The sequence below is a fragment of the Streptomyces sp. NPDC051133 genome (genome assembly GCF_040682635.1).
Taxonomy (GTDB): domain Bacteria; phylum Actinomycetota; class Actinomycetes; order Streptomycetales; family Streptomycetaceae; genus Streptomyces.
Genome location: NZ_JBFBBK010000062.1, coordinates 36,346 through 47,055 on the forward strand (window position 1 = coordinate 36,346; position 10,710 = coordinate 47,055).

Sequence of the window (10,710 nt, forward strand, 5' to 3'; positions counted from 1 at the left end):
CTTTCGTCAGGCGCCCTGTCGCACCCATGTGGTGGTGCTGTGCTGGGCCTGTGAGTGCGCTGCCCAGTTCGTTTCCGGGGCCGGGTGCGGGACGGCCGGGGCGAGCGCGGGCAGATGCACGGTGAACACGGTCCGCCCGGGGGCGCTGTCGACGGTCACGGCTCCGCCGTGGGCGGCGGCCACGGCCTGCACGATGGCGAGCCCGAGCCCGGTCGACCCGGTGGCCCGCGAGCGGGCGCTGTCGCCGCGTGCGAAACGCTCGAAGACGTGCGGCAGCAGCTCGGGGGGAATCCCCTGGCCGTTGTCCTCGACGTCGACGCACATCCAGGGCCCGCGCCGCTGCACGCGCGCGGTGACGGTCGTACCGGGCGGGGTGTGCTTGCGGGCGTTGCCGAGCAGGTTGACCAGCACCTGCTGGACGCGGGCCGCGTCGGCGGACACGAGGGCGGGCTCGTCGGGCAGGTCGAGGCGCCAGTTGTGGTCCATGCCGGCCGCGCGGGAGTCGCTGACGGTGTCCACGACGAGCGGGATGAGGTCGGTCTGCTCGCACTGCAGCGGCCGGCCCGCGTCGAGCCGGGCGAGCAGCAGCAGATCCTCGACGAGGAGGGTCATCCGGCCGGCCTCGGACTCGATCCGCCCGAGCGCGTGCCGGGTGTCCGGCCCGACCTGTTCGCGTCCGCGCCGGGTCAGCTCGGCGTACCCGCGGATGGAGGCGAGGGGCGTGCGCAGCTCGTGGCTGGCGTCGGCCACGAACTGCCGTACCCGCATCTCGCTCTGCTGCCGGGCGTGGAGAGCGCCGTGCACGTGATTGAGCATGCGGTTGAGCGCGGCTCCGACCTGGCCGACCTCGGTGTGCGGGTCGCACTCCGACTCCGGGACCCGCTCGCTGAGGTTCACCTCGCCGGTGTGCAGGGGGAGTTCGGAGACGCGGGTGGCGGTGTGGGCGACCTTGCGGAGGGGGCGGGTGGCGAGGCCCACGATGACGGTCCCCGCGAGGGTGGCGGCGATGAGGCCGGCGGCGGTGACACTGATCTCGACCAGGATCAGGGTGTTGACCGTGTTGGTGACCGTCTCGGTCGGCAGGGCGACGTAGTAGGCGCCCTCGGCTCCGGGGACGTACCGCACGAGGTACTCACCCAGGTGCGGGATGTCGACGCTGTGCGTGCCCGTGGCGGGCACCTTGTTCAGAGCCGCCTTCTGCTCGTCGCTGAGTTCTACGGCGTCGTTGCGCTGGTAAGGGCCTTTGTCGCCGGAGGTCTGCCGGGCGATGACCGCCCGGGTGACCGTGCCGTCCGTGCCGACCTCGGCGGCGACCGTCTTCGGCTGCGTCGGCCCCTCGACGAAGCCCGTGAGCCTGTCCGTCAGCCGGGAGCCGTTCATGCCACCGGGCTTCATGGGCCCCGACACACGCTTGCCCGCCTCCGCCACCTGCCCGTCCAACTGCTCGTACAGATGCGAGCGCAGCGCCAGTGTCGTCACGGTGCCGATCACCGCGCACACCACCGCGATCAGCGCCACCGACGCGACGACGAGCCGGGTCCGCAGGGTGCGCGGCTGTCCCGCCCGTCGGCGTTTGCGCGGACCCGGCCGTCGTCGCCCGCTCATGACACGGCGGGCTTGATCAGGTAACCGGCCCCGCGCCGGGTGTGGATCATCGGCTCGCGGCCCGCGTCGATCTTCCTGCGCAGGTAGGAGATGTACAGCTCCACGACATTGGCCTGACCACCGAAGTCGTACGACCACACGCGGTCCAGGATCTGCGCCTTGCTGAGCACGCGCCGCGGGTTGCGCATGAGGAAGCGCAGCAGCTCGAACTCGGTGGCGGTGAGGTGGATGGAGTCACCGCTCCGCGACACCTCGTGGCTGTCCTCGTCCAGGGTCAGGTCGCCCACGACGAGCACGGAGTCCGACCGCCGGTCGGCGGCCCCGGAGCGACGTATGAGCCCGCGCAGCCGGGCGACGACCTCCTCCAGGCTGAACGGCTTGGTGACGTAGTCGTCGCCGCCGGCGGTGAGCCCGGCGATACGGTCCTCGACCGCGTCCTTGGCGGTCAGGAAGAGGACGGGCACGTCGGGCAGCTCGCGGCGCAGCCGCCCGAGGACGGCCAGCCCGTCCATGTCGGGCAGCATCATGTCGAGCACGACGGCGTCGGGCCGGAACTCACGGGCCGTCTGGACCGCCCCCTGACCGTCTCCCGCGCTCCTGATCTGCCAGCCCTCGTAGCGAAGGGCCATGCTCAGCAGTTCGGTGATCGACAGCTCGTCGTCCACCACCAGCACTCGGACGGGGCTCCCGTCCGGCCTCAGCAGTTCGGTGCGCCCCTGGGGCGAGGTCGTGGTCATGGTGCACACCTTGGCCGGGCCCTCTGAGAGGACGCTTTCCCCAGTCTGTGATTTCCCTGAGAAACCCACAGGTGTCTCTCAGGGAACTCCTGGGGCCCCTCGAGGGCGCTCATTGACGGGTGAAGGCGTGCGCGTGCTCGACCCGGGCGATGTGGATCGCGTAGCGCTCGTACCACCGCTCCCGCCCGCGTCTCTTGGCCGCGAGGTGCTCGGGATGCCGTCGCCACCGCTCGATGCCGTCGAGGTCCCGGAAGTAGGCGACGCTGATGGCGAGACCGCCCGGGGTGTGGGCGAAGTCCTCGCCGAGGAAACCGGGGATCTCCCGCACGAGCCGGGAGAGGTGTTCGGCGGTGCGGCCGTATCCGTCGGCGTCGTCTCCGGTGCGCAGGGAGGTGAACACGACGGCGTAGTAGGGCGGTTCGGGAGCGGCGGTGGGGGCGACAGGACTGTGCGTGTGATCACTCATGACGACCACCGTCGTCGGTGGGACCCGTCCGCGTCCACGGACCTTGCCCGAAGGGATCCGTACGGGATCCGATTCTTTACCCGCGCCCTCGCGCCCCCCGCGCCCGCGCGCCCCCGCGTCCCCGCGCCCTTCAGAACAGACCGTCCGGCTTCCTCCTGAACTCCCGCACCGGCAGACCGACTTCACCGGTCGTCGCGCCCGCCGGCACCAGCTCCCACCCGGTCATCAGCCGGGTGTCGAGGACGACGGCCCCTCGCCCCTCGACCGCCAGGTGCAGATCGGGGCCGGCCGCCGCGGCCAGCTCCCCGCTCACGGCCCCGCCCGGGACCAGCTCCAGAACCTCACCGAGCGCGGCCGGTGCCCCGACGAGCCCGAACACGCCCATGTGGTCGACGACGTGACACTCCGCCGGGCGCAGGGACTCCGGCCACTGGGCGAGCGCGCGGGCCCGGGCGTGCAACTCCCTCACTTCCGCGCCCCGTTCGTCCGCCGCCGCCGGCAGGGCGGAGCGCACCGCCCGCTTCTCGGCGTACGGAATCCGGTCCGGCACCCGCAGGGCCGCCCGCAGCAGTTCCTCGGTGCGCCGGGCGGCCATCAGCGGACCGGTGCCGAGCCAGCTGAAACAGACGGCGCCCTGTTCGAGCAGCCGCGCCGGCCCCCGCTCCAGGGCGGTGATGCCGACCTTGACCATCCCCGGCCCGAACCACGCCAGGTACACCCGGTACGGCCGGGGGTCGTCGGCGATCGTGTCCGCGGCCACCGAGTGCGCCCGGTCCAGCCGCGCGCACTCCTCGCACCGGGCCCCCGTACTCCGCCCCGACACGGCGGCCCGCACGGGACAGACATGCCCGCGCGCCCCCACACACGTCCGCCGTGCCCCCTCCGGCACGGCGAACGCGACCCGCTTCCCCCAGGGCAGCGCACTGCGCCGCCCGCCGCCCCACACCAGCACGGGCCCGCCCGACGACCAGCGGAGCCCCGAACACGTCCATACCTGTGCCATCACCTGCGAGGGTAGGCGGTGGGTCCGACAACGGGGTCCGGGCCGGGACCGCCGGCCGCAGGGCGCCCGTTCACTCGACGGGCGGCACAGGGGCCGGCCGCGCGGAAAGCCCCTCCGGCGCCGAGACGGCCCCCTTCCCCGACACGGCCTCCGGCATCGACACGGCCCCGGGTGCCGAGGCGGCCGCCGTTCGCCGCCCGCGCCCCGCCAGCCGGCAGCTGACGCACCCGGGATGCCCCTCCCGCGCCCGCGCGTCCCGGACCCGCATGCCCCACTGCTCCCGAGGCCGCACCCCCGGCGGCTTGCCCCAGCCCGACAGATGCAGGACCCACGTCACCAGGACGCTCCCGGCGGCGACGGCGAGCCCTCCCGCGACCGCCACCGGCGAGGCCGTGCACACCCCCAGGCCCAGCACGGCGCCACCCGCGGTCGCGATGCCGAAGCCGGTCCACCCGGCGATCGTGTGACCCTCGTCGTACAGACTCATACCGCCACCTCCACGGAGGGCAGTCCCTCACGAACTAAGAAGTTCATCAATCTGAATATCTCACTAGCTAAGGGATTCTGAAAGATGCACGGCACGCCGCGACCGCCCGCCACCCCGGCCCAGGCGCTGTCGTCGATGGACCACCTCATCGCCGCCCACCTGATCGGACAGCAGGAGCTGGCCCGGCGGCTGGGGCTGAACGTCACCGACCTGACCTGTTTCGCCTTCGTCCTGGAGGCCGGCGACGAACTGCTGACGGCCGGCGGCCTCGCGGCCCGCGCCCACGTCACCACGGGCGCGGTGACCGGCATCCTCAACCGCCTCGAACGCGCCGGTTACGTCACCCGCCGCCCCGACCCGAAGGACCGCCGCCGGGTCCGGGTGGCCGCCGTACCGGCCGCGGTGGCCCGCGTCGAGGCGGTCTACGCGGGCCACTACAAGCGCCTGACGGCCCTGTTCTCCGACTACTCGCCCGGCGAACTGGCGGTCATCACCGACTGGTTCACCCGGGCCACGGCGCTGGCCCACGAGTACCTGGAGAAGCTGAACCGGAACGACGCGGCCGAGGAGTGCTGAGGCCGGGCGGACAGGAGCCCGGTCAACTCCCCTGACCGCTCCCCACGTCCGCGCGCATGGCCGAGCGCAGCGCGGCCAACGCGTCGGCGTACGGCAGGTGGGCGTCCCGCCACGCCGACGCCCCGGGACCAGGGTCGTCCCCCTCAGGGCCGGGGCCGGGGCCGCTGATGGTGACCGCGGCCGTGCCGATGAGGTTCCGTATCTCGCGCAGCGCCCGGTACGCCGTCTCCGCCGCGGCGGCGACCGGCGGCGGGGCCACGAGCGCGATCTCGTAGTTCAGGGCGAGCAGGGAGTGACCGCGCCAGGCGGCCCGGAGATCGGCCCCGTCCACCGGGGCCCGCTGCCGGACGGCGAGCAGCTGCAGCTCGCTGTCCGTGCTGGTGAGCGCTTCGAGATAGCGGGCGTACAGCTGCCGTCTGAGCTGGTGCAGTTGGTGTCCTCGGTCGCGTCGGGACCGCACGCTCTCGGCCAGCAGCGTCGATCCCACCCCGACCAGCCCACCGAACAACGTGCTCACGGGCGTAGTCCAGTCCATGACAGACAACCGTAGGTCCCGGAGAAGCCAGGGACCCCGGATCTCTCCGGGGCCCCTGTTCCGTGCGCACGCGGCAGGTTCGGTGCCGGACCTCAGCTCACGGCGTACGCGTTGTACACGGTGGTCGTCGAGGTGTCGCTGTGGGTGTCGGTGACCGTCGAGCGCAGGCCGACGCGGCCGGAGGCCGGGTTGTGCACGGCGATGGTCCACCTGCCGCCCGACGACTTCGCGGTCGTGGCGTGCCAGGTGGTGCCGTTGTCGGTGGTGTACCAGGCACGCACGGACTTCACGCCGTCCGACAGCTGCCGGATCGTGCCGTCGTTCGTGCCGTCGCGCTGCATGCCCAGGTCGACGGTCGTGGTCGATCCGGGAGCTGCCTGGTTCCTGCTGTTCAGTGCCTCGGGCCAGAACCGGGTGAGGTAGTCCCGGATCTGCTGGTTCTTGCCGGCGTCGGCGTAGAAGTGCAGGGAGAGGCTGGAGGAGGTCGACAGCGAGCCGGAGGGCAGCCCGGTGCGGTGGGCGGTCTCGGTGATCGTGTACCAGCCCGATCCCGGGATCCGCGGATGCGGGTCGATCTCCTGGGAGGGGGTGTAGCTGTGGTTGTAGAGCGTCTTGCCCGCGTGGGTCAGCTTCACGGTGCCGGAGGCCAGCACTCCGCCCCCGGTGAGCTTGGGGTCGGCGAACGGGTCGTCGCCCCCGAAGTACAGCTGGTGGTACCAGGTGTACGGCAGCTGCCCGCCGGGCCCCCAGACCGCGTGCCCGAGGGACAGCGAGGTCGTCCTGCCGGCCGCGTACGTGCGGAACCCGCTGTAGATGTAGTCGTGGCCCTGCTGGCCCACGCCCCAGCGGCCGGCCGGGACGTGGACGCCGAAGGAGGCGGGCAGGTCGCGCTGGAAGTCGAGGATGTCCGTGTACGACGAGCAGTCGCCGCCGCTGGTCGACTCGCCGTTGAACGAGAACATCGCCTGCCCGCTGTCGGGACCGGAGTGCGCGGACACCTTGAGGTTGGTCAGCCCGGACCTCTTGAGCGTCGCGGACACCCCGGACGGCACACCACCGTGGTGTGTCGCGGACGCCAGCCAGAAGTCGCCGCCGGTCGTCGACCGCGGCTCGTACGTGGTGCCGTAGGCCAGCTCGTACGCCTTGCTGCTGTTCGGGATGACGTACAGGTCACCCGCCAGGGCCGAAATGCTCATGGTGGCCGGGCCGTTGTCGGTGGCGCAGACGGCCGCGACGACCTCGTGGTCGTACCCGCTGCCCGGACTGGGGCTGAGCGAGACCTTGACCGCGCGGCCCTGCCGGGCGTCGAACGTGGTCGTCGTGGCCCCGGAGACCTTCACGCTGTGGCCGCCGAGGGCGGCGTCGTCGCCGTTGCCGCCGACGAAGGACGTGGCGAGCTCGTAACTGCCGTTCGGCAGCGAGGTCTTCCGGTTGCCCTCGATGTAGCGGAAGTCGTTCGTCTTGGTGTTGTAGACCGCCACCTGGGCGTAGACCGGCTTTCCGCTCCGGTCCAGCGTTCTGACGGTCAGTGAGCCGTTGGCCGCGGCCGACGCCGCGGAGGCGCCGGCCAGGAGAAGCGGCGCGAGTACGGTGACGACACTCGCTGCCGCTGTGGTTCGCCGCATCAAACCCCCCATAGGTGCGCGACAAAAGCGAGTCACCGTAGCGCACCGGGGAGCCGCCGCCTTCGCCGGCCCCGCACCGCACCCTCACCGGCCCGTCACCGGTGTCACCGCACCGGAGTCTCCTTTCTTTCCGGCGCCGCGCGGGACGCGGAACTGGCAAGATCCGCCCATGTCCGTACCCATGCCCTCGCCCATGGATCCTCTGCAGGCCGGAGCCCGCGCGCTGTGGGAGGGCCTGGCGGCGGTGCCCGTCTCGTTCCCGCCGGCCGGAGGCGTCAGCGTCGTCGTCTCACCCGCGTCGGGCCTGTGCCCGGCCGGCTGGGTCGGTGTCGTGTCCCTGTGCGGTGCGGCCCTCGTGACCGCCCCGACGAAGCGCGCGGCAGACCTGGTCAGGGACGCACTGGCGACGCTGCCGCAGGACGCGCTCACGGACGCCGACGCGGTGCGTGCGGCCCTGCCCGTAGCCCGCGTACTCGGCCCCGCGGCCCTGTCCTACACCTCCTCGGACCTGTTCCGCCCGGCCGCCCCGGGCGTCCTGCCGGTGCACCGGCTCCCGGGTGGTCACTCCGCTCTACGGCGCCTGGAGGAGGCCGCGGGCGCGGACGACACCGACGAGGCCGCCCTGGACGACATCACCTCGCCGGCCTTCGTAATCCGCGCGGGCGACGCCGGCGGCCCGGTGATCGCGGCTGCCGGGTACCGGTCCTGGCCGGGCCGGGCCGCCCACCTCAGCGTGCTGACCGATCCCGCCCTGCGGGGCCGCGGCCTCGCCCGGGTGACGGCGTCGGCAGCGGTGACCCACGCACTCACGGCCGGACTGCTGCCGCAATGGCGCGCCCGGCTCCCCGCCTCCCGCCGGGTCGCGGCCGCTCTGGGCTTCCGGGAACTGGGCGCCCAGCTCAGCATCCGGCTCCGCTCGGCCGGCGCACAGCGGCACCCGCGTCCCTGAAGGGACACATCGCGGGATCACTCCGGGCAGGACGAGGGGCGCCCGCCGGTCAGCCGATGAAGACGCTGTGCGTTCCGGGCACCTGCACCGCCAGCCCGGGAGGGAGGACCTGGACGACCCCGCCCGCGCAGCCCGGCACGTTGTGGACCAGGGCGAGCGTGTCCGTGAAGTTGAAGACCGTTGACAGGTGAGCTATCTCGAAGCAGCCGTGCGGGGCATCGTGGCGGACTCCGTCGATCGCGAGGAAGCCGTTCGCGGCGCAGGCCGAGCCCGGAACGGCGAGCGCGAGCACTCCGGCGGCGGCGAGTGTGGCGAGTGTCGAGCCGATGTGACGCATCACGAACCTCCCGGCTTGGCAGGCCAGGCGCATCCGGGCCCTGCAACCGACCGTACGGAACCGTGCACGTCGTGCATCCGGGCATCCCCCAAGTGGGCGACGCGAGGCGTACCGGCCGGCGTACGACGGCACCGAGGGCGACCGGCGTGACGTGCCCGGGTCGGGAGCCGTCCCCGTGGAGCAGCGGAGGCTAACCGGCAGGGCGGTCCTCCGCCGTGCCGACCCGGCGGCTTTGCGAAGTCTTGTGCGGCTGTTCCGCATGCGTTTCCTGGCCGGTCCCGGGGCCTCTTCCCCGCCGGTCCTACGATCGGGCGGCCGCCGGGCGGGGAACAGATTTTCGGGACGTGTTGGTCCCGAACCAGTTGGCGGTACCCACGAGCTGCCGTCGGTCGGCGGCTTTTCTCCCTGTCCGCGTGCGCGAAAACCCCTTTCACCGACGGGAGATCCGAGTGTTCTCTGCCCACAGGGCCAGCGGGGGCGTAAGACGCAGGCGACGGGCGCGGAGAGTCGTCCCCGCAGCCGTGGCGCTCGCCGCCGCCCTTGCCGGCGCCATCTCTCTGGCGTCCGCCCACGCTTCCCCCGCCGCCGTTCCCACTCCCGCCCCGGCGAAGGCCACGGTCGCCTCGCAGGCGCAGTTGACGGCGCGTGTGAAGGGCGCGCTGCGGACCGACCACGCCGCGCGGACGCCGTCCAAGCCGTCCGCGGCCACCGCGACGCCGCGCACGGCGACGCCGGCCGCCACGCCCTCGGCCTCCGGGACGTCCACCGCCGACCCGAAGATCATCGGCGGTACGGAGACCACGATCGCCAAGGCTCCGTGGATGGCGCAGCTCTGGTACTACGACGACAAGGGCACCAGCGACACCTCGGACGACATCGGCTTCTTCTGCGGCGGCTCGGTCGTGTCCCCGACGAAGATCCTCACCGCCGCGCACTGCGTCAAGGGGTACGACTGGCACGCGAACGGCACCATCGTCACCGGCACCGCCCAGCTGCCGACCGACAACGCCGACGGCTCGGTCGACCTGCACGGAGGCACCGTCTCCGGCGTGTGGCGGCAGTGGAACCACCCGTCGTTCAACACGAGCACGATCGACAACGACATCGCGGTCCTGACGCTGCCGAACCCGGTCGGCGCCAAGCCCGTCAACATCACCACGTCGAACGACACCTCGTCCTACGGGGCGGGCACGAGCGCCACCCTGTACGGCTGGGGACGCACGAGCTCCACCAGCGACGACATAGCGCAGACGCTGCGCACCGCGACGCTGCCCATGGTCTCGGACGCCACCTGCTCCAGCACCTACGCGACCGACTTCGTCGCCGGCCACATGGTCTGCGCGGGCACACCGGCCTCCGGATCGGACAGCGGCACCGTCGCCGCCTGCAACGGTGACTCGGGCGGCCCGCTGATCGTCGGCGGCAAGATCGTCGGCGTCGTCTCCTGGGGCGTCCAGGACTGCGTGGCCTCCGGCTCGTACAGCGTCTTCACGAAGGTGAGCACGTACGTCGGCGCGGCCTACCCGCGCATCGACGACACCAACCTGAGCGGCGACGCCGACGCCGACCTGTTCGTGCGCCGCGCGTCCGACAACACCGGTTACGAGTACGACTCCAAGGGCACGTCCTTCGCCGGCCGGATCTCCTGGGGCTCCTACGGCGACAAGAACGTCGTCCTGTCCACCGACCTCAACCGGGACGGCTACCAGGACCAGATCATCCGGCGCGCCTCCACCGGCGCCGTCTACTGGCGGCACTACGTCCCGGCGAGCGACAGCTGGGCCACCACCCTGGTGTTCGGCAACTGGTCCACCCGTACGAGGATCGTCGCCCCCGGCGACGTCACCGGCGACGCCCTGCCCGACCTGCTGTCGGTGACGGCGAGCGGGATCCTCTACGTCTACCCGGGCCTCGGCAACGGCACGTTCGGCTCGCCGGTCGCGGTCGGCAGCGGCTGGAACCAGTACAACGTGCTGCTCGGCCACGGCGACTTCACCGGGGACGGCAAGGCCGACCTGCTCGCCCGGAGCAGCGGCAACTCCGCCGTCTACCTCTACCCGGGCACCGGCAAGTCCGGTTCGGGGGCGTTCGGCGCCCGGATCCAGGTCCGCACGTGGGGGCAGTTCAACGCGTTCGACGCCGTCGGCGACATCACCGGGGACGGCAGGGCCGACCTCGTCGCCCGCACCCCGGCCGGCACGCTCTATCTGTACCCGGGCACGGGCAAGGCCACGTCCGACGTCTTCGGCACCCCGGTGACGATCGGCACCGGTTGGCAGCAGTACAACCTGTTCGGCTGGGGGTTCGGCGTGCTCGCGGGCGCGTACACCGCCGCACCCCTCTCCGGCGGTCAGCTCAATCCCGCGGTGACCATCGGCATCGCCGTGGAC

The 10,710-nt window shown here is 72.3% G+C and carries 10 protein-coding genes and 1 pseudogene; 3 read left to right on the forward strand and 8 right to left on the reverse strand.

The genetic code is table 11. The features are described 5' to 3' along the window. Positions 1-6 precede the first annotated feature (6 nt). The 5 genes from AB0N17_RS39165 to AB0N17_RS39185 all read right to left on the reverse strand — a co-directional run bounded on the left by AB0N17_RS39165 (position 7) and on the right by AB0N17_RS39185 (position 4,298). Positions 7-1,605, reverse strand: coding sequence for a HAMP domain-containing sensor histidine kinase (locus AB0N17_RS39165; protein WP_366016439.1), 1,599 nt, complete (start codon positions 1,603-1,605; stop codon positions 7-9). Further along, the gene (locus AB0N17_RS39170; protein ID WP_366016440.1) at positions 1,602-2,342 is read right to left on the reverse strand and encodes a response regulator transcription factor; all 741 of its coding nucleotides are present in this window, start codon (positions 2,340-2,342) and stop codon (positions 1,602-1,604) included. Before AB0N17_RS39170 ends, AB0N17_RS39165 begins: the two co-directional genes overlap by 4 nt. Positions 2,343-2,451: 109 nt before the next feature. Further along, positions 2,452-2,808, reverse strand: a complete 357-nt coding sequence (locus AB0N17_RS39175) for an antibiotic biosynthesis monooxygenase (RefSeq protein WP_366016441.1) — start codon at positions 2,806-2,808, stop codon at positions 2,452-2,454. 130 nt (positions 2,809-2,938) lie between these two features. After that, a complete protein-coding gene (locus tag AB0N17_RS39180; protein WP_366016442.1) occupies positions 2,939-3,811 on the reverse strand; it encodes a DUF2797 domain-containing protein in 873 nt (290 codons plus the stop codon). 70 nt (positions 3,812-3,881) lie between these two features. Then, the gene (locus tag AB0N17_RS39185; protein ID WP_366016443.1) at positions 3,882-4,298 is read right to left on the reverse strand and encodes an HGxxPAAW family protein; all 417 of its coding nucleotides are present in this window, start codon (positions 4,296-4,298) and stop codon (positions 3,882-3,884) included. An 84-nt stretch (positions 4,299-4,382) separates the two neighbouring features. Between AB0N17_RS39185 and AB0N17_RS39190 the strand changes: the two genes are divergently transcribed. Then, positions 4,383-4,874, forward strand: a complete 492-nt coding sequence (locus AB0N17_RS39190; protein WP_366016444.1) for a helix-turn-helix domain-containing protein — start codon at positions 4,383-4,385, stop codon at positions 4,872-4,874. Positions 4,875-4,896: 22 nt separating this feature from the next. Here the strand turns inward: AB0N17_RS39190 and AB0N17_RS39195 are convergent, their stop codons facing one another. After that, positions 4,897-5,391 carry a hypothetical protein gene (locus AB0N17_RS39195; protein WP_366016445.1) on the reverse strand — a complete coding sequence of 165 codons (495 nt, stop codon included), beginning with the start codon at positions 5,389-5,391 and terminating at the stop codon, positions 4,897-4,899. A gap of 110 nt (positions 5,392-5,501) precedes the next feature. Then, positions 5,502-7,034, reverse strand: a complete 1,533-nt coding sequence (locus AB0N17_RS39200; protein WP_366016446.1) for a hypothetical protein — start codon at positions 7,032-7,034, stop codon at positions 5,502-5,504. Positions 7,035-7,203: 169 nt separating this feature from the next. On the opposite strand from AB0N17_RS39200, the gene AB0N17_RS39205 reads away from it, so the two are divergent. Next, complete coding sequence (locus tag AB0N17_RS39205; RefSeq protein ID WP_366016447.1) at positions 7,204-7,983, forward strand: GNAT family N-acetyltransferase; 780 nt, start codon at positions 7,204-7,206, stop codon at positions 7,981-7,983. A 49-nt stretch (positions 7,984-8,032) separates the two neighbouring features. Here AB0N17_RS39205 and AB0N17_RS39210 read toward each other — a convergent pair whose 3' ends face one another. Continuing rightward, complete coding sequence (locus AB0N17_RS39210) at positions 8,033-8,320, reverse strand: hypothetical protein (RefSeq protein WP_366016448.1); 288 nt, start codon at positions 8,318-8,320, stop codon at positions 8,033-8,035. 449 nt (positions 8,321-8,769) lie between these two features. Between AB0N17_RS39210 and AB0N17_RS39215 the strand changes: the two are divergent. Then, a pseudogene (locus tag AB0N17_RS39215) lies at positions 8,770-10,617 on the forward strand (trypsin-like serine protease); the annotation flags it as partial. Positions 10,618-10,710 lie beyond the last annotated feature (93 nt).

Bases quoted from the DNA above. Each gene is read 5' to 3' on its own strand.
- AB0N17_RS39165 (WP_366016439.1), bottom strand. From the start codon at position 1,605: ATGAGCGGGCGACGACGGCCGGGTCCGCGCAAACGCCGACGGGCGGGA.
- AB0N17_RS39170 (WP_366016440.1), bottom strand. From the start codon at position 2,342: ATGACCACGACCTCGCCCCAGGGGCGCACCGAACTGCTGAGGCCGGAC.
- AB0N17_RS39175 (WP_366016441.1), bottom strand. From the start codon at position 2,808: ATGAGTGATCACACGCACAGTCCTGTCGCCCCCACCGCCGCTCCCGAA.
- AB0N17_RS39180 (WP_366016442.1), bottom strand. From the start codon at position 3,811: ATGGCACAGGTATGGACGTGTTCGGGGCTCCGCTGGTCGTCGGGCGGG.
- AB0N17_RS39185 (WP_366016443.1), bottom strand. From the start codon at position 4,298: ATGAGTCTGTACGACGAGGGTCACACGATCGCCGGGTGGACCGGCTTC.
- AB0N17_RS39190 (WP_366016444.1), top strand. From the start codon at position 4,383: ATGCACGGCACGCCGCGACCGCCCGCCACCCCGGCCCAGGCGCTGTCG.
- AB0N17_RS39200 (WP_366016446.1), bottom strand. From the start codon at position 7,034: ATGCGGCGAACCACAGCGGCAGCGAGTGTCGTCACCGTACTCGCGCCG.
- AB0N17_RS39205 (WP_366016447.1), top strand. From the start codon at position 7,204: ATGTCCGTACCCATGCCCTCGCCCATGGATCCTCTGCAGGCCGGAGCC.
- AB0N17_RS39210 (WP_366016448.1), bottom strand. From the start codon at position 8,320: ATGCGTCACATCGGCTCGACACTCGCCACACTCGCCGCCGCCGGAGTG.